The following is a 16,016-nucleotide window of genomic DNA, read 5'->3' as shown; positions in this document are numbered from 1 at the left end:
CTTGTGGCCGGCGGTCGTCCCGTCGCTATGGACGAGAAGTGGCGGGCACTCGCGCTCATCGCCGTCGCCGAACTGCTGGCGATGTCGCTGTGGTTCTCGGCCAGTGCGGTCGGGCCCGAACTCGCCGTGCGGTGGGGGCTCTCAGGGACGGAGGAGGCGCTGTTGACCTCCGCCGTGCAGATCGGGTTCGTCGTCGGCGCGCTCGTCTCCGCGGCGCTCACGCTCGCGGACACGGTCCAGCCGCGCGCCCTGTTCGCGGGGTCGGCGGTCGCCGGGGCGCTGGCGACCGTCGGCGTCGCGCTCGGTGACGCGTTCCTCCCGGCGCTCGGGCTCCGATTTCTGACGGGTGTGGCGCTCGCGGGCGTCTATCCACCGGGGATGAAACTCGCCGCGGGCTGGTTCAAGCGCGGGCGGGGCATCGCCATCGGCACCGTGGTCGGCGCACTCACCGTGGGGTCGGCGCTCCCGCACCTCCTCCGGGCGGTCGGTGGCATCGGCGACCCGTTCCCCGTGCTGTACGGGGCGGCGGCGCTCGCGGTCGTCGGCGGGGTGCTCGCCCTCCGGGTGCGTCCCGGACCGTATCAGGCACCCGCTGCTCCGTTCGACCCGGCGGCGACCCTCCGAGTCGTGCGCGACCGCCCAACGCTGCTCGCGGACCTCGGCTACTTCGGGCACATGTGGGAGCTGTACGCCGTCTGGACGTGGATTCCGGCGTACGTGCTGGCGGCGACGGGCGACGCCGAGCTGGCGGCACTGGTCGCGTTCGGCACCATCGCGATGGGGGGTGTGGGGTCGTTCACGGCGGGCGCGCTCGCCGACCGCATCGGCCGGACGACCGTCACGAGCGGAAGTATGGTCGCGTCGGGGGCGGCGTGTCTCCTCGCGGTGCCGGCGTTCGGCTGGCCCGTGCTCGCGCTCGTCCCGTTCCTCCTGCTGTGGGGCGTCGTCATCGTCGCGGACTCCGCGCAGTTCTCCGCCTGCGTGACCGAACTCGCCGAGGAGAGCTACGTCGGCACCGCGCTCACGCTGCAAACCGCGGTCGGCTTCCTGCTCACCATCGCCTCCATCCAGCTGACGCCGGTCGTCGCTGGGGCGGTGGGTTGGCAGTGGGCGTTCGCCCCGCTCGCCATGGGCCCGGCGCTCGGCACGCTCGCGATGCTCCGCCTCCGGGCGTTGCCAGCGGCGGCGAAACTGGCCGGTGGTCGCGGGTAGTCGTGAAAACTGGCCGGTCGTGAATCGCGTCGCGTTACGCGTCGTCGGTTCCGTCAGCGGCGCCGTCGGCGTCATCGGGTTGGCCGCCCGGCGTCACGCCCGACACTGCCTCGCCGAGGGCGTCGATGCTCCCGGAGAGGAAGTCGGTGATCTGCTGGTGGATGTCACCGACGAAGTCCGGCACCGGGCCGGGCAGGTCGCTCGGCGGGCCCGCCTCTCCGTTCGCGCTGTCCGCCTGGCCGGGGGTCGCCGCCGCCGCCCCCGCGCTCACGAGGAGCGCGACGGTGGCGAGTGCAGCGACCACGAGTCGTGTTCGGTTCATCGCACTCCTCCCTATCGCTGCGAGGTACTTGAAGGGGGGAAACCGTTATGCGCCGTTCAGTAGCCGAAACGCTCTACGGCCTCGTTCTCGCGGGAATAAACGGTCTGAACGGCGCCGAGGTCCGTGGCGTCGAGGACGGACCGAGCGGCTACTCGACGATGCCCGCCAGCGACGCCTGTTCGCCGGGGTCGGTGTGTCGCCGGGGGCGGGTACGACGCCCCCCGACGACGTAGCCGTCGATGGGGTCGGTGTCGGCAGGGGCGGCGTCCTGCACCCACACGGTGCGACCGGGTGGCGACACCTCCCGGGCCCACTGGCGGGCGAGCGCCTTCGAGGCGAAGCGGTGGCGGACCCCGTGCTCGCGGACCCACCGGCCGGCCCCCGGACTGACCTTCCGGGCCGACCGCTTCACCTCGACCACGTAGCCGTCGTCGCTCACGCCCCCCGATACGGCCAACACCCCGTTAAGCCCACGGTTCAGCCCCGGACGGACGACCGTCCAGTTTTCTCGCGAACGGGCGTACCTTTTAATGGGAGGTAGTTGAACCGCTCGCCATGGGACATCAGGCGTCGGTTCGCGGGCTGGGCGTCAGCACCGGCTCGGGTGGTGAGGGTGCCCCCATCGTGTTGCTCGACGTGCGCGATGCGGTCGTGCCGATCTTCATCAGTCGCGACCAGGCACAGTCCATCCAGCACGCGCTCGACCACGAACCGTTCGACCGGCCCCTGACGCACGACCTCCTGCTCGACATGCTCGCGGAGTTCGGTGGGGCGCTCGACCAGGTCCGCATCGACGGGCTCGCCGACGGTACGTTCCTCGCGAAGGTCGACGCCGAGCAGTACGTCGACGGCACGCCGAAAGCCCGCACGTTCGACGCGCGGCCCTCCGACGCCATCGCCCTCGCGCTCCGCGAGGACTGCCCTATCTTCGTCTCCGACGAGGTCATCGACCAGGCGGGCCGCCCGGCGACGGACTTCGAACTGCAGTCCGAGTAACCACACAGAGCCGCCAAGCGACACGAATCGGGCAACTACGGCTATTCTCCTCGGTGACGTATTTCGTGGTAGCATATGACCTACCTCCACGTGACTGCAACCCTCGGTGACTACGACGCCTGGAAGGCAGAGTTCGACCGGCTCCACGAGGAGCGCGCGAAGCACGGCGGCCGGAACTACCAGCTGTTCCAGTCGAGCGACGACCCGAACCGTATCGCCGTCCTCATCGAGTTCGACGACGAGGTCAGCGCCCGGAGCTGGAACGACTACCTACAACTCGACGAGGGGAAGGCGGCGCCCGACATGACCGACGTCGAGGTGACGTATCTCGACATGGTCGAGCACGTTCGGCTGCCGACGGCGTAACGCGCGTGGCGTGAGCCGACAGTCAGTCGTCGGCGAGCACCTGGTCGGGCGTCTGTGCGAGCAGGCGGTCCATCGCGTCGACCATCGCCCGGACGGAGGCGGTCGTGATGTCGGCGTCGCTCGCCGTCACGGTCACCGAGCGGTCGCCGCGTGACATCTCGACCTCCACCGTGACGACGGCGTCCGTGCCGCCCGTGATGGCGTCGACGTGGTAGGAGTCAAGCGAGGCGTCGCCCGCACTCCCGAGCGCGCGGCGCGCCGCCGTCACGGCCGCGTCGACGGGGCCGTCACCGGTCGCTGCAGCGGTGCGCTCCTCGCCGTCGATGCGGAGCCGGACCGACGCCGTTGGTGTCGAGCCGCCGGCTGCGGCCGTCAGGTCGACGAGTTCGACACGGCGGTCGCGCTCTCTCCCCTGCACCTCCTCGGCGAACGTGAGGAGGTCGGCGTCGGTGACGCGCTTGCCGCGGTCGCCGAGTTTCTTGACGCGCGTGAGAATCTCCGTGAGTTCGTCCTCGTCGACCTCCACGCCGTGTTCGTTGAGCGCGGCCTCGACGCCCGCGCGCCCGGCGTGCTTTCCGAGGACGAGCCGCCGCTCGCGGCCCACCTTCTCCGGGGGATAGGGCTCGTACATCGCGTCGTCCTTGAGCGTGCCGTCGGTGTGAATCCCCGACTCGTGGGTGAAGGCGTTCTCCCCGAGGACGGCCTTGTTCGGCGCGAGCGGGATGCCCGTCCCCTCGGCGACCATGCGGCCGAGGTCGTAGACGCGTTCGAGGGTGAGCGTCTCGACGCCGTAGCCGTGGTCGAGCGCGATGGCGACCTCCTCGAGCGCGACGTTGCCCGCGCGCTCGCCGACGCCGTTGATGGTGCCGTGGACGAGGTCCGCCCCGGCGGCGACGGAGACGAGCGCGTTCATGACGCCGAGCCCTAGGTCGTCGTGTGTGTGGGTGCTCGTCGCGCCGTACTCCGAGAGTGCGGCGACGACTTCGAGGGTTCGGTCGGGCGTGGCGTGGCCCACGGTGTCGGCGTAGCAGAAGCGGTCGGCGCCCGCGTCGTGGGCGGCCTCGGCGAGCCGTTCGAGGAACGCGAGGTCCGCCCGGGAGCCGTCCTCGCCGAGCGCCTCGATCCACAGCCCGTGGTCGGTGGCGTACTCGACCAGCTCCTCCACGGTGGCGACGACGTCCTCGCGGGTCGTTCCGACCTTGGTCTCGACGTGTCGGTCCGAGGAGGGGACGACGAGCGTGACGCCGTCGACGTCGCAGTCGAGCGCGAGGTCGATGTCGTTCCGGACGCCGCGGGCGAAGGAGGTGACCTTCGCGTCGAGCCCGAGGTCGGTGACGCGCTTGATGGTCTCGCGCTCGCCCGGCCCGGTGCAGGCGCTGCCCGCCTCGATGACGTCGACGCCCGCCGCGTCGAGTTCGCGGGCGATGTCGGCCTTCTGCTCGGGCGAGAGCGAGACCCCGGGGGCCTGCTCGCCGTCGCGGAGGGTGGTGTCTAAGAACTGTACGTCGGCGTCGGAGAGGGGACGCGTCGCTGGGTGGTCCCCGAAGAGGCTACTGTTGTACAACGTGGAATCCTGCTGGGTGTAACTGTCAGAAGACGATCGCGTGTCGGTGGTGGAAGAGCTAGTCGTGCCGCCGGATTTCTCGGCCAGCCGCCTCGCGGCGACTTACTCTATCCTCCATATCGTTGGACATGGGTACTCGTCACAACCCCCTCGACGACCTTAAACCAGATGGTTGGAACAGATATCGGTGTCACATCGAAACGAGGGCTACTCCTCGACGACGACGCGGTCGCCGGGCTCGACCCCGTCGGCTGCCCCTGCGGGGAGTTCGAACACCGTGTCGGCGACGTGGCTCCCGTAGCCGGTCCACGCTGAGAGGCGTTTCACGCCCTGTACCACGCCGTCGGCGGTCCAGACGGCGTCGATGTCGAACGGGACGCACACCATGTGCAGGCCGCGACGGCGCTGGCGACCGAACCGGAAGACGAGCGCGTAGTCGTCGGCGATGGCGCGGCGGAACATCAGCCCGAGCCCCTGTTTCAAAATCGAGTCGGCGAACTCGACCTCGGTGGCGAGCGTTCGCGTGGAATCACCGGAGTCGTGGACGACGCGCACGAGTGCTCTGTCCGTGCGGCGGGCAAAACCGTTTCCCCACCTCGGCGTCCGACTCCGACGCGCACTGAATGAGTGTTCAGTGTCGTGATTAGCGTTCTATTATTTACATCACCGTCTATAACGCAATAATTAACTTCATTTATTCAATGTATTAAGTGGATGCATCGAAGTACCATACCACTCGCCTTCCTGATTGTGCTGTCCGCCTTCCTGGTGGGGGTCGGGGGGGTCGCGGCCGCTGGCGTCGACGACGGCGGCCAACACGACCTGATTCCCCGGAACGAAACGAACGAGACGACAGACAGCTATCGCGGCTACGAGCCGTCGCGCGACTGGGTCGACAAGCCCGTCGACCTCGAGAGCGCGCCTGCTGGACTCGCGGCGAACGAGAGCGAGGACGGTGGTGACGACGGTGGGTCGGCTACAGCCGCCCAGACTCGCCCGACGAAGTTCTTCCTCGTCTCCGACTACGAGACTGGCTCGTACGTCTTCAAACAGTTCGAACTGTACCACGTCGGCGACAACATCGAGGTCTGGGTCGCCTCGGACCTCTCGTGGGGGGTCGCGGGCGACCGCGAGACGCCGAGCATCAACGAGAACCAGACCGAGGCCATCGCCGGGCAGTTCGACGAGAACATCTACTCGACAGAGTCCGAGCTGTTCGGGACACCCGCGCCGCGGTCGGGCAACGAGAGCTTGCTCGAACAGTTCGGCGCCGTCCCCGAGGACTACTACTACACCGGCGAGGGTTCGGCGAACCGGACCGTCCTGCTCGTCCAGAACATCGAGGACGAGAACTACGTCAATCCCGACTACCCGCTGTACATCGCGGGCTACTACGCCCCGGCGGTGCAGGCGTACTCCGACCGGAACGTCATCACGGTCGACGCCGCCTACTGGGACGACGTGAACGCGACGGACCGGACCGTCGGCTACGAGGGGACGCTCGCCCACGAGTACCAGCACCTCATCCACGGTGACCTCGACCCCGACGAGACGACGTGGATCAACGAGGGGATGTCCGACTACGCGGAGACGGCGACCGGCTACGGCGTCCCCGAGGGCCACCTCTCGGCGTACGAGCAGTCGCCGTCGAACTCGCTCGTCAACTGGGAGGACCAGGGTGCGCTCAACGTCCTCGCCGACTACGGCGAGGCGTACGCGTTCCAGATGTACCTCGCTGACCAGCACGGCGAGCAGTTCATCCACGACCTCGCGAACGACGACGACAACGGCATCGAGAGCGTCGAGAACCAGCTCGACGCCTACGGCGACAAGCGCGACTTCGCCGAGCTGTTCCAGGACTTCTCGACCGCCGCCGTCACCGACACCCGAGACGGGCCGAACAAAGACGAGTACGACTTCGACAACGTCGACGTGTCGGTCAACACCTCCACGGGCACCGAGTCCGCGGGTGCGTGGGGTGCGGCCTACCAGACGGTCGACACCAGCGAGTCCGGCCCCATCGCGGGCGTCACGGTCTCGGGGACTGACTACCTCGGCACCGGCTGGGAGACCGTCGAGACCGCCGAGGGCCCGGCGTTCTACTCCGGCTCCGGCAACCTGCTGGACCGCCACGCCATCCAGCGGGTGAACCTCACGGACGCCGAGGACCCGACGCTGACGTTCGAGACGCGCTACACCATCGAGACGGCGTGGGACTACGGCTTCGTGCAGGTCTCGACCGACGGCGGCGAGACGTGGACGAGCCTCTCGAACGCGAACACGAGCACCGACCTCGCCCCCGGCGCCTATCCGACGGTGCAGGAGAACGTCCCCGGCTTCACCGGGAGCGCCGACTGGCACACCGAGTCGTTCGACCTCTCCGCCTACGAAGGTCAGGAGATTCTGGTCTCGTTCCGCTACGTCACCGACTGGGCGTTCGTCCAGCCGGGCTGGCAGGTCCGGAACGTCTCGGTCGCCGACCAGTCGTTCTCGAACGACGCGAGCGACTACCAGAGCCTCCGTGAAGCGACCGAGAACCGCATCGAGTACCAGTACAGCTTCATCGGCATCAAGGAGAGCGGCAACTACCAGGTGAAGCAGATCGACCTCCGGACGTTCGACGAGGCGGACGAGCAGGAACTCGACCAGTTCCTCCGCAACGGGAACTTCGAGGAGGTCGTCGTCGTTTCGACGTGGGCCGCGGGCGAGGGCGACTCGGGTCGTGTTCCCGTGGGCGTCGAGTTCGACTACGTGCAGGACGACGAAGACGACGAGAACGCGGCGTCGTAGCCGACAGCCGCTCCCTCTTCTTCGCGCGGATTGAAGTCGCTCCAGTGGCAACACGGGGTATGGAGAAGACGCCGCGTGGGACCTCCGTCGGGGTCGACGACCCCTACGCGTTCGTCGAGCGGTGTGACCACGTCACCGACGACGGCCGGTGCCGCTACGCGGCCGAACACGCCCAGCACGACCCCGAGTTCGCCGCCGAGCGGCGTGCCGACGACCTCCGGTGTCCGGCGGCGGACCCGGACGGCGAGTGGGCGTGGGCCGACTGCCCTCACTTCCGGGCTCGCCAGCGGGAGCGTGCGTGCGTTCGCTGTGGGCTCGAAGAGCGCCGCCGCGCCCACGACGGCGAGCGCCCCCTCCTCGAAGAACACCACCTCGAATACCGTGACGACGACCGGAAGGACCTCAGCCACGAGGTCACGGTCTACCTCTGCCGGTGGTGTCACGCGAAGGTCCACGGGTCGTGGGCACGGGTCGACGAGGACGCCAGCCCCGACCCCGAGGCCATCGCCGAAGCCGAGGGACGACGCAGCGAGGAACTCGCCGAGACGGCGTTCTCGACCGCCGCCGAGCGCTACGACGATGAGTAGCCCCGCCCCCGAGACGCGGTTCGACCCCGGCCGGCTCCACGGCGAGCGCGACCTGGAGCGGTTCGCGCACCTGACGCCGCCCGACGAGGCGTGGTGGTGGGTGCCGCTCGCGGTCGTCGCCACCGCGGTCCCCGTCACGGTCGGGCTCGTCGGCCTCTCGGGCGTGCGACTGCCCGTGGGGGGCCAGCTCCTCTTCGGGGCGTACTGGGCCACCGTCGTCGGCGCGTGGCTGTTCAGCCCCATCGCGCTCCACTACGACCGCCGGTACGTGCTGGCGACCGGCGGCTGGGACCCCTCGGTCGCCTACTACGCCGTGTTCGTCCCGGCGCTCGGTGCGCTCGCGGCCGGCATCTACGTCGTCGAACGCCACCGTCGGGTTGGGCTGCGGGTGTGAGCCATCGGCACGTCCGTGATGCGCACGAGCGTGCTGACCTGCTCGCTGTTTCACGGGGTTTTTATCCACGTACGCGATAGCCACAGCCATGACCCGAATCGTCGTGGTGGACAACCACGGGCAGTTCACCCACCTCGAACACCGGGCGTTGCGGGACCTGGGCGTCGACGTGGAGTTGGTCGAGAACGACGTGCCGCCCGAGGAGACCGAGGCCGACGGCTACGTGCTCTCGGGTGGGCCGAGCGCCGACCGCATCGGCGAGTCGCCCGCGTATCTCGAGACCGGCAAGCCCGTCCTCGGCATCTGTCTCGGCCACCAGATCATGGCGAGCGAACTCGGTGGTGCGGTCGCGTCGGGCGACTACGGCGGCTACGCCGACGTGACGGTCCAGATCGAGGACCCCGACGACCCACTCGTCGGGTCGCTGTATCCGGAAACCAGAACGTGGGCCAGCCACGCCGACGAGGTGACCGAACTCCCGCCGGGGTTCGTGCGGACGGCCACGAGCGACGTCTGCGGCATCGAGGCGATGAGCGACACCGACCGTGACCTCTACGGCGTGCAGTGGCACCCCGAAGTCGCCCATACGGAGGAGGGTGACGAGGTGTTCGAGAACTTCTTAGCCCGCTGCCGGTAGCGTTATCAGTTTTCGGAGAAGACTGGGGACAATGACCGCGACCCAAGGTGACCTCGCCTCCCTCTCGCGGTACATCTTCACCGCGCCGAGCTGGTACGCCAGCGTGACGTTCTCGCTTTTCATCGCGGCGTTCGCTGGCGTCGCCGCGTTCGACTCGCGGTTCGTCCTCGAAGACGCCTGGCAGGGCGTGTTCTTCATCGGCATCCCGACGGTCATCGCCAGCGCCGTCACGCCGTGGGTCGACAGCCGGCTCGGCGGACAGCTCACCCCGAACCGGGCGTCGCTGCTCGCGCTCGTCTGCGAACTGCTCGTCGTCGTCGTGCTCGTGCTCGCGGGCATCGTCGCGATGTTCTCGGCGACGTTCGGCCAGCGGTTCGTCTTCAACGCGCTGTTCGCGGCGCTGGCAGCCGTGTTCGCGCTCCGCCTGCTCGTCGTGATGGCCGTCTCGACGCGGTCGCCGCTCCGCGCCAGCGTCGCCGCGAGCATCCAGACGGTCGCTGCGGCGGCGCTGCTGTTCGTCTACAGCGGCACCGCCCGCTTCCTCGAAGTGGGTGGCCCTATCCTCCAGTCGTACCTCTCGCGAACCGAGCAGGCCCCGCCGGAGCTACAGGTCGTCGGCCCGGTGGACTTCCCGCTTCTGGCCGTGATGTGTGTACTCTACGCGGCCGCCGCCTACGGCTTCGTCGCCGTCATCGACCGCCCGTGGAAGCAGTCGATGGGCATCTCGGTGCTCGACTTCCTCCGCGGGTTCGTCGGCCACATCGCGGAGGGGACCCGCGAACTGGAGGACTTCTTCGAGCAGATCGGTGAGAAGGCCGTCGTTCCCGTTACCGTCCTCTCGTTCCGCACCGATGCGGGCGAGAAGGCCCGGTTCGTCCTCCCGATGATTCACCCGGGCCCGATGGGTGAGATCGGCGGCGGGAACCTCCCCCCGCGAGTGGCGGCCGACGCGGAGGGACTCGCGTTCCCGCCGCACGCCACGGCGGGCCACGACTTCAACCTCGTCACCTCCCGCGAAGTCGACACCATCATCGACGCCGCCAACCGCGCGTACGACGCCATCGAGTACCACGACGACGCCACCCGGAGCCTGCGGACCAGCCACGGCGAGGTCCAGTTGCTCGGACAGGCGTTCGGCGACGACGCGTTCATGACCGCGACCTACTCGCCGAACTTCGCCGACGACGTGGAGTACGCCGTCGGCCTCTCCGCACAGGCAGAGGCCCGACAGGGCGGGCTGGAGAACGTGATGCTCGCGGACGCGCACAACTGCAACAACGGGCTGGCGGGAGAGGACCTCGGCCACGTCGTCCCCGGCTCGAAGCGGTCGTTCGACATGATCGAGGCCGCCCGCGAGGCCGGCAGCCAACTCGCGGACGGCTCGCGACAGCCGCTCCGACTCGGGGTCGCGTGGGACCGAACCCGGTGGGAGCCGCTCGACGGCATCGGCCCGCTCGGGGTCCGGGTGGCGGTCGTCGAGGCCGACGACCAGCGCACCGCCTACGTCCTCGTCGACGGGAACAACATGGAGCCCGGCCTCCGTGACCGGATTGTAGGGGCAATCGAGGCCGAGCACGCGGACCTCGCGGAGGTGATGACGACCGACACGCACATCGTCAACACCGTCGAGGCGACGAACCAGGTCGGCCAGTCCATCGACCACGACGAACTGCTCGCGGTCATCGAGGACCTCGTCGGCGCGGCCACCGACGACCTCGAACCCGTCGAGGCGGGGATGGCGACCGAGCGCGCCGAGGTGACGGTGTTCGGCAACGACCGCACCGAGGCGCTGGCGTCACACGCCAACGCCATGGTCCAGATGGGCGGTGCCCTCGCCGCCGCGTTCGTCGCCGCGGTCGCTGCGGTGTCGATGCTGCTGTTCTTCGTCACGTAGGCTCACAGACGGGGGGCGCGAGCCGCGCGGCTCACCGCTCCGTGTTCGGCGGACGAACTGCCTGTTCGCCAGCGCTGCAGCCGTGGCTCCGTCGTCAGTGAGTGAAGAACGGGGGCCGTTCAGGCCTCGTCGGCGAACAGGTCGTCGACCGCGGCCTGTGCCGCGAGCGCGGCGTCGTCGGCGACCTGCTGTTCGTCGGCGTCGCCCTCGGGGGCGTTGAGGTAGACGTCAACGTCGAGGACGCCGTCCTCGAACGTGACCGTCACGTCGAGGTCGCGAATCTCGCTCTGCTTGTAGCGGGCGAGGACGAGTCCTTCGGCCGCCTCCGCGGCAGTCTGGACGACTGCCTCGTCGGTCGGCACGTTACGCGCCGCCGGCGCCCGGACCGCCCGGGCCCATCGGACCGCCGCCCGCGCCGCCCTGCAGCATCTGCTGGAGCTCCTGCTGGAGGCTCTCGAACTGTTCCTGGACGCGCTCCTCCTGCTTCTCGAGCGTCTGGACGCGGATCTCGAGGGAGTCGACCTTCTCCTCGAGCGCCTCGCTGGCCTCGTCGTAGTCGGTCGCGACGAGCAGCTCGCCGACCTCGCGGTACATCTGCGTGTCCTCGTCGACGTCCTCGAGCGCCTCGAGGGCGGTCTGGGCGTCGGACAGCGACGTCTCGGCCTGCTGCTTCTGGGCGGCGACCTGCTGGGCCGTCTCCTGGAGGTCCTGTAGTTCCTCGATCTTCTCCTGCGCTTCCGGCGGCAGATTACCCTGCATGGGCGGAGCGAAGGTTTCCGGGGTGAAAAACCCCCGCTTTCGCGCTCACGAGGGGCGGCGCGCCCGACCTCGACGCCCGCTCCCGCTTCCACGCCCGAAGAGATATGCACGCCTGCCGCCTACGGACGGCCATGCAGGGGGCTGACCGCACGACGCGGCAGCGCATCGCCGACCACCTCCGCGGCGAAGCGATGCAGGCCGGCAGTCTTGCAACCGAGTTCGAAATCACGACGGAGAGCGCGCTCGCACACGTGAAACACATCGCGCAGTCGCTCGACGGCAACGCGGACGAGCGGCTGCTCGTCGCGCCGCCGGAGTGTCACGACTGCGGGTTCTCCGCGTTCGACGACCCCGCGAATCGGCCGTCCCGGTGTCCCGAGTGCAAGAGCGAGTCCCTCGAGGAGCCGGTGTTCAAGATCGAGTGAGTCAGGAGCCGGTGAAGTCGATGCGTCCCCCACCAGAGCCGAGCGCATCGTCGTCGTCAGTCTCCGCGGGGCCGCGCCGCACGAACCCGTAATCGTCGTCCGTCAGGTAGACGCCACCGTCCTCGACGGTCACCTCGACCTCGTCGAGATACGCGCCCTCACACGGGCCGAACGTGCACTCCCCGGAGTTCGGGTCGAACGTGGCCGCGTGTTTCCCACACCAGATCTCGCCACCCTTCACCCGGGCGCCATCACCCTTGTCGAGGCGCACGTCGGTCCAGTGTTGACAGTAGTTCTTCCAGCACGCCACCTCGCCGTTCAGGCGGATGAGCAGTGCCTCGGTCTCGCTCCCGTCGTCGTCGAGGGTAAGCAGGAGCGTCGAGTCCTCGGGCACCTCGTCGAGGTCGGCGAGCCGCGGGTCGTCGCCGGCGGTCATTGTCGGGAGGTAGAACGCGACCGGTTCAACGCTTCCGGTCGCGGTCGCGCTCGTCGTCGCGTTCGCCGTCGAGGAACGCCCGGGTCGCCTCGACGGCGCGGGTGTCCGGTTCGAGCCACGGCGCGTGCCCGAGGCCGTCGAGTTCGACGAACCGGGTATCGGGCATCGCGTCGGCGACCGGCCGCCCGACTTCGGGCGCGAAATACTGGTCCTCGCTCCCCCAGACGAACAGCGTCTGGTGGTCGACGCCTGTGACCTCCTCGCGAATCAGGTACTCGGGGCGTGCGCCACGGAGTCGGAGGCTGTCGCGGAACACCGACGCGAGGCTCTCGGTCGTCCCGGGTATCGCACACTCCGCGAGATACGCCGCCAGGAACGGCTCGGAGAGGTGGTTCTCGTCGACGACCGCTACACGCCCCCACAGCTCGCGGGCTCCCTCGATATCGTCGGGTTCCGCGAGCGCGACGAGTTTCGGGCCAATCCACCGCAGGCTCCCGAGGCGGGTGGCGAGCGGGAAGTCACCCGAGAGGCCAGCCGGCGCACCCAGCAGCGCGAGCGACTCGACGCGGTCGGGGCGGTCGAGCGCGAGTAGGAGTGCCTGCAACCCGCCGAAGGAGTTGCCGACGACCGGACACGAGTCGACGCCGAGTTCGTCCATCACGTCGGTCAGGACGTCGGCGTTCACCGACCGGAAGTCGACCGCGGTGTGGTCGAGCGACGAAGAGCGCCCACGACCGGGACGGTCCAGGGCGTAGCAGGTGTAGTCGTCGGCGAGGGCCGCCATCAGGGGCAGCCACGAAGTCGCGGCGACGCCGACGCCATGCAGGAAGAGGAGTGGGGGCCCGTCGCCGGCGACGAGCGTGTGGACGCGCTCGACCGGGGGCACGTCCACGTCGAGGAGCCGCGACTCGACGTCGATGTCGTGGTGGGTCGCGAGCGCGTCGAGCGCCTCGTTGTACCGTGTTTCGAGGTTCATAGACACGAGTCGCTCGCGGGAACCGTAACGGTAGCGCCGTCAGTCGTAACAGTGCGCTTCGACGCGTTCGTCGTAGAGCCGCTGGCAGAGCGCGGTGATGGGGCCCCCACCGACCTTGAGGCCGTCGACCTGTTGGATGGGGCGAATCTCCCACGTCGTGTTCGTCAGGAACGCCTCGTCGGCGTCCCGAACGTCGTCGAGGCCGTAGGTGCCGGTCTCGACCGGGAACGACTCGTCGGCGGCGAGTTCGAGGACGAGTTCGCGGGTGATCCCCGGGAGGAGTTCGCCGCGCGAGGGCGTCTTCAGCACGCCGTCGTCGACGAAGAACACGTTGCTCGTCGTTCCCTCCTGGAGAGTGCCGTCGAGGTCGCGCATGAGCGCCTCGTCGGGCTGGTAGCCCGCGTTCGAGACCCGTCGGAGTTCGAGCCGAGCGAGGATGCCGTTGAGGTAGTTGTGGGTCTTCGTGTCGGCGGGGATCGCGCTCGACGGAACCCGGCGGGTCTTGACCGTCTGGACGACGGCGGGGTCGTCCCAGATGCGCTCGCCGTCGAGGCCCCCACGAGGGAGGGGTTTCACGACCACGACGACCGTCGGGTCGACCTCCTTCTGCGGAGTGAGCTTCCCGGGCTGGACCCCCCGTGTGACCGAGACGCGGACGTAGGCGTCGTCGAGGTCGTTGGCGTCGAGCGTCTCCGCGACGCGAACGGCGAGGTCGTCGGGGACGGCGTCGGGCATCCCGAGCGTCTCGCAGGTGTTTCGGAGCCGGCGGACGTGGCGGTCCCACGCGAACACCTCGCCGCCGTAGGCGCGACAGGTCTCGAACGCCGCGTCGCCGTACCGGAAGCCGCGGTCCTCGACGGAGACCGTCGCCGCCTCGCGGGACACGAGCGCGCCGTCGACGTGGTACTGCATCGGCGGCGGCTACGGGGGTGTGGCGCTTCGTTCTGTCGCTCGGAAGCGCCGGCTGCGGGCAACGGATCCGACCCGTTCGTGGGTCCCGGCTCGCGTGTCGCTCCGTCGAGGACTCACTCCGTTCGCCCTCGCCGTCGCTCCCGCTCGCCATACCGTGCCCTGGCTTCGCTCGGGCACGCTTCCGAAGCGGTTTTGGCCGCGCGGGGGAGTCTTGGGGGTATGACCGATTCGTCGTCTCCCCGTCCGTGGGCGGACTGGGACCACATGGTGAAGATCGACCCCGACAAGACGCTTGTCGAGGGTGAGACGTTCGACGACGTCTGTGCGACGGGCACCGACGCCATCGAGATCGGCGGCACGCTCGACATCACCGAGAAGAACATGCGCGAGGTCGTCAAGCCCTGTGCGGCTGCCTGTGCCGACCACGGCGTCGCCTGCTACATCGAGCCGTCACACGCCGGGGCCGTGGTCCACACCGAGGGGCTCGACGGCTATCTCGTCCCCATCGTGTTCAACGCGGGCGACGTGGCGTGGATCACCGGCGCGCACAAGACGTGGGCGAAGACCGACGCGAACATCGACTGGGACCGGACGTTCACGGAGGCGTACATCGTGATGAACCCGGACGCCTCGGTCGCCGAGTACACGCAGGCCGACTGCAACCTCGACGCCGCGGACGTGGCCGCCTACGCCGAAGTCGCCGAGCGGATGTTCGGCCAGAAGATCGTCTACGTCGAGTACTCCGGCACGCTCGGCGACCCCGAGGTCGTCGCGGCGGCGGCCGACCGACTCGACGAGGCCAGCCTGTTCTACGGTGGTGGCGTCGGCGACTACGACGCCGCCTACCAGATGGGTCAGTACGCCGACACCGTCATCGTCGGTGACCTCGTCCACGACGAGGGGGTCGACGCCGTCCGCGAGACCGTCGAGGGCGCGCGCGACGCGATGCGCGAGCAACAGGAAGCCTGAATCACCTGGCACCCGGGAGACTGAGTGTCGACGAGAACAGTTATTCCGGCAGACATTTATACGCTACGCGGACTGGGATATGACAGATGAGTATCATCGCCGGCTACGCGGTTCGCTCCGACGGCCTCGTGTTACACGAGGCGCTGTCGCGGACCGGCGTTCGGCTCGAACTGGAGCGAACGGTGGCGACGGACCCAGAGCGTCCGTCGCTGTTCCTCTGGGTCGAAGGCGATGACCTCGACGCGTTCGACGCGGCCGCGCACGACGACCCCACGGTGACCGACATCACGGTACTCAGCGAGGTCGACGGCAAGCGGCTCTACTCGATGCGCGTCACCGACGCGACGGAGATCGTGCTCTACCCGGAGTGGGTCAGTCTCGGTGCCGAGCGGCTCCAGGCGTACTACGTCGACGGGTGGTGGCACGCCCGGGCGCGGTTCCCCGACCGACAGGCGTTCGCGGCCTACCGGGACTTCCTCTCGCGCAACGACGTCGAGTTCCGGCTCAAACACCTCTACAACGGCGAGCGGACGGCGGCGGACGCGGCGACGCTCACTCTGGAGCAGCGCGAGACGCTGAAGCTGGCGTACGAGCGGGGGTACTTCGAGGTGCCACGACGGGTGACGACGAGCGAGCTCGCCGCGGAGCTCGGCCTCTCCGACCAGGCGGTCAGCGAGCGGCTTCGCCGGGGATACGCTCGGCTCGTCGAGGCGACCGTCCAGCTCGAGTGAGTCCGTGGGTCGTCGCGCCATCCGACGGATGACGGATTTATGGTTG

Annotated in this window: 20 protein-coding genes; 11 read left to right on the top strand and 9 right to left on the bottom strand. The window is 68.9% G+C overall.

Annotation, left to right across the window (positions count from 1 at the left end; all coding sequences use genetic code 11):
• Positions 1-27 precede the first annotated feature (27 nt).
• On the top strand, positions 28-1,212 hold the full coding sequence (locus NL126_RS02725; RefSeq protein WP_255197375.1) for an MFS transporter: 1,185 nt from the start codon (positions 28-30) through the stop codon (positions 1,210-1,212).
• Positions 1,213-1,246: 34 nt separating this feature from the next.
• Here NL126_RS02725 and NL126_RS02720 read toward each other — a convergent pair whose 3' ends face one another.
• On the bottom strand, positions 1,247-1,534 hold the full coding sequence (locus NL126_RS02720; RefSeq protein WP_255197374.1) for a hypothetical protein: 288 nt from the start codon (positions 1,532-1,534) through the stop codon (positions 1,247-1,249).
• A 148-nt stretch (positions 1,535-1,682) separates the two neighbouring features.
• A complete protein-coding gene (locus NL126_RS02715; RefSeq protein WP_255197373.1) occupies positions 1,683-1,973 on the bottom strand; it encodes a DUF8081 domain-containing protein in 291 nt (96 codons plus the stop codon).
• Positions 1,974-2,089: 116 nt separating this feature from the next.
• On the opposite strand from NL126_RS02715, the gene NL126_RS02710 reads away from it, so the two are divergent.
• Positions 2,090-2,530 carry a bifunctional nuclease family protein gene (locus tag NL126_RS02710; protein WP_255197372.1) on the top strand — a complete coding sequence of 147 codons (441 nt, stop codon included), beginning with the start codon at positions 2,090-2,092 and terminating at the stop codon, positions 2,528-2,530.
• Positions 2,531-2,605: 75 nt separating this feature from the next.
• A complete protein-coding gene (locus NL126_RS02705; RefSeq protein WP_255197371.1) occupies positions 2,606-2,896 on the top strand; it encodes an antibiotic biosynthesis monooxygenase in 291 nt (96 codons plus the stop codon).
• 22 nt (positions 2,897-2,918) lie between these two features.
• Here the strand turns inward: NL126_RS02705 and NL126_RS02700 are convergent, their stop codons facing one another.
• Both NL126_RS02700 and NL126_RS02695 read right to left on the bottom strand, forming a co-directional pair.
• Positions 2,919-4,460 (bottom strand): (R)-citramalate synthase, encoded by a 1,542-nt coding sequence (locus NL126_RS02700; RefSeq protein ID WP_255197370.1) that lies wholly within the window; start codon positions 4,458-4,460, stop codon positions 2,919-2,921.
• Positions 4,461-4,667: 207 nt separating this feature from the next.
• Positions 4,668-5,015, bottom strand: a complete 348-nt coding sequence (locus NL126_RS02695; RefSeq protein ID WP_255197369.1) for a DUF192 domain-containing protein — start codon at positions 5,013-5,015, stop codon at positions 4,668-4,670.
• Between the two features lie 159 nt (positions 5,016-5,174).
• Here NL126_RS02695 and NL126_RS02690 point away from each other — a divergent pair, with 159 nt between their 5' ends.
• From NL126_RS02690 to NL126_RS02670, 5 genes are all read left to right on the top strand, one after another.
• A complete protein-coding gene (locus tag NL126_RS02690; RefSeq protein WP_255197368.1) occupies positions 5,175-7,250 on the top strand; it encodes an immune inhibitor A domain-containing protein in 2,076 nt (691 codons plus the stop codon).
• Positions 7,251-7,309: 59 nt separating this feature from the next.
• The gene (locus tag NL126_RS02685) at positions 7,310-7,837 is read left to right on the top strand and encodes a DUF7097 family protein (protein ID WP_255197367.1); all 528 of its coding nucleotides are present in this window, start codon (positions 7,310-7,312) and stop codon (positions 7,835-7,837) included.
• Positions 7,830-8,231, top strand: coding sequence for a hypothetical protein (locus NL126_RS02680; protein ID WP_255197366.1), 402 nt, complete (start codon positions 7,830-7,832; stop codon positions 8,229-8,231). The genes NL126_RS02685 and NL126_RS02680 overlap by 8 nt, the downstream gene beginning before the upstream one ends.
• An 88-nt stretch (positions 8,232-8,319) precedes the next feature.
• On the top strand, positions 8,320-8,868 hold the full coding sequence (locus NL126_RS02675) for a GMP synthase subunit A (RefSeq protein ID WP_255197365.1): 549 nt from the start codon (positions 8,320-8,322) through the stop codon (positions 8,866-8,868).
• Between the two features lie 31 nt (positions 8,869-8,899).
• The gene (locus tag NL126_RS02670) at positions 8,900-10,762 is read left to right on the top strand and encodes a DUF2070 family protein (RefSeq protein WP_255197364.1); all 1,863 of its coding nucleotides are present in this window, start codon (positions 8,900-8,902) and stop codon (positions 10,760-10,762) included.
• Between the two features lie 119 nt (positions 10,763-10,881).
• Here the strand turns inward: NL126_RS02670 and NL126_RS02665 are convergent, their stop codons facing one another.
• Together NL126_RS02665 and NL126_RS02660 are read right to left on the bottom strand one after the other, a co-directional pair.
• Positions 10,882-11,124: a DUF3194 domain-containing protein gene (locus tag NL126_RS02665; RefSeq protein ID WP_255197363.1), complete on the bottom strand. Its 243-nt coding sequence runs from the start codon at positions 11,122-11,124 to the stop codon at positions 10,882-10,884.
• 1 nt (position 11,125) lies between these two features.
• Positions 11,126-11,521: a prefoldin subunit beta gene (locus NL126_RS02660; protein ID WP_255197362.1), complete on the bottom strand. Its 396-nt coding sequence runs from the start codon at positions 11,519-11,521 to the stop codon at positions 11,126-11,128.
• A gap of 131 nt (positions 11,522-11,652) precedes the next feature.
• Between NL126_RS02660 and NL126_RS02655 the strand changes: the two genes are divergently transcribed.
• Positions 11,653-11,946, top strand: a complete 294-nt coding sequence (locus NL126_RS02655; RefSeq protein WP_255197361.1) for a transcriptional regulator — start codon at positions 11,653-11,655, stop codon at positions 11,944-11,946.
• A gap of 1 nt (position 11,947) precedes the next feature.
• On the opposite strand, the gene NL126_RS02650 is transcribed toward NL126_RS02655, so the two are convergent.
• Genes NL126_RS02650 through NL126_RS02640 form a run of 3 tightly spaced genes read right to left on the bottom strand, consistent with a single transcriptional unit; the run spans position 11,948 to position 14,270 of the window.
• Positions 11,948-12,382: a Rieske (2Fe-2S) protein gene (locus NL126_RS02650; protein ID WP_255197360.1), complete on the bottom strand. Its 435-nt coding sequence runs from the start codon at positions 12,380-12,382 to the stop codon at positions 11,948-11,950.
• A 25-nt stretch (positions 12,383-12,407) separates the two neighbouring features.
• Positions 12,408-13,358: an alpha/beta fold hydrolase gene (locus NL126_RS02645; RefSeq protein ID WP_255197359.1), complete on the bottom strand. Its 951-nt coding sequence runs from the start codon at positions 13,356-13,358 to the stop codon at positions 12,408-12,410.
• Positions 13,359-13,397: 39 nt separating this feature from the next.
• Positions 13,398-14,270 carry an aminotransferase class IV gene (locus tag NL126_RS02640; RefSeq protein WP_255197358.1) on the bottom strand — a complete coding sequence of 291 codons (873 nt, stop codon included), beginning with the start codon at positions 14,268-14,270 and terminating at the stop codon, positions 13,398-13,400.
• Positions 14,271-14,489: 219 nt separating this feature from the next.
• On the opposite strand from NL126_RS02640, the gene NL126_RS02635 reads away from it, so the two are divergent.
• Together NL126_RS02635 and NL126_RS02630 are read left to right on the top strand one after the other, a co-directional pair.
• Positions 14,490-15,239 (top strand): phosphoglycerol geranylgeranyltransferase, encoded by a 750-nt coding sequence (locus NL126_RS02635; RefSeq protein WP_255197357.1) that lies wholly within the window; start codon positions 14,490-14,492, stop codon positions 15,237-15,239.
• 86 nt (positions 15,240-15,325) lie between these two features.
• Positions 15,326-15,970 carry a helix-turn-helix domain-containing protein gene (locus NL126_RS02630; protein ID WP_255197356.1) on the top strand — a complete coding sequence of 215 codons (645 nt, stop codon included), beginning with the start codon at positions 15,326-15,328 and terminating at the stop codon, positions 15,968-15,970.
• The last annotated feature ends 46 nt before the right edge of the window (positions 15,971-16,016 follow it).

The sequence above is a fragment of the Halorarius litoreus genome (assembly GCF_024362405.1).
GTDB classification, from domain to species: Archaea; Halobacteriota; Halobacteria; order Halobacteriales; family Haloarculaceae; genus Halorarius; species Halorarius litoreus.
Note: the sequence above shows the minus strand (reverse complement) of the source record. Positions and strands in the feature narration are given on the sequence as shown.

Excerpts from the sequence above, each read along its gene's own strand:
- NL126_RS02720 (WP_255197374.1), bottom strand. The coding sequence starts at position 1,534 with ATGAACCGAACACGACTCGTGGTCGCTGCACTCGCCACCGTCGCGCTC.
- NL126_RS02710 (WP_255197372.1), top strand. The coding sequence starts at position 2,090 with ATGGGACATCAGGCGTCGGTTCGCGGGCTGGGCGTCAGCACCGGCTCG.
- NL126_RS02655 (WP_255197361.1), top strand. The coding sequence starts at position 11,653 with ATGCAGGGGGCTGACCGCACGACGCGGCAGCGCATCGCCGACCACCTC.
- NL126_RS02680 (WP_255197366.1), top strand. The coding sequence starts at position 7,830 with ATGAGTAGCCCCGCCCCCGAGACGCGGTTCGACCCCGGCCGGCTCCAC.
- NL126_RS02650 (WP_255197360.1), bottom strand. The coding sequence starts at position 12,382 with ATGACCGCCGGCGACGACCCGCGGCTCGCCGACCTCGACGAGGTGCCC.
- NL126_RS02640 (WP_255197358.1), bottom strand. The coding sequence starts at position 14,270 with ATGCAGTACCACGTCGACGGCGCGCTCGTGTCCCGCGAGGCGGCGACG.
- NL126_RS02660 (WP_255197362.1), bottom strand. The coding sequence starts at position 11,521 with ATGCAGGGTAATCTGCCGCCGGAAGCGCAGGAGAAGATCGAGGAACTA.
- NL126_RS02725 (WP_255197375.1), top strand. The coding sequence starts at position 28 with ATGGACGAGAAGTGGCGGGCACTCGCGCTCATCGCCGTCGCCGAACTG.
- NL126_RS02630 (WP_255197356.1), top strand. The coding sequence starts at position 15,326 with ATGAGTATCATCGCCGGCTACGCGGTTCGCTCCGACGGCCTCGTGTTA.
- NL126_RS02705 (WP_255197371.1), top strand. The coding sequence starts at position 2,606 with ATGACCTACCTCCACGTGACTGCAACCCTCGGTGACTACGACGCCTGG.
- NL126_RS02670 (WP_255197364.1), top strand. The coding sequence starts at position 8,900 with ATGACCGCGACCCAAGGTGACCTCGCCTCCCTCTCGCGGTACATCTTC.
- NL126_RS02645 (WP_255197359.1), bottom strand. The coding sequence starts at position 13,358 with ATGAACCTCGAAACACGGTACAACGAGGCGCTCGACGCGCTCGCGACC.
- NL126_RS02690 (WP_255197368.1), top strand. The coding sequence starts at position 5,175 with ATGCATCGAAGTACCATACCACTCGCCTTCCTGATTGTGCTGTCCGCC.
- NL126_RS02635 (WP_255197357.1), top strand. The coding sequence starts at position 14,490 with ATGACCGATTCGTCGTCTCCCCGTCCGTGGGCGGACTGGGACCACATG.
- NL126_RS02685 (WP_255197367.1), top strand. The coding sequence starts at position 7,310 with ATGGAGAAGACGCCGCGTGGGACCTCCGTCGGGGTCGACGACCCCTAC.
- NL126_RS02675 (WP_255197365.1), top strand. The coding sequence starts at position 8,320 with ATGACCCGAATCGTCGTGGTGGACAACCACGGGCAGTTCACCCACCTC.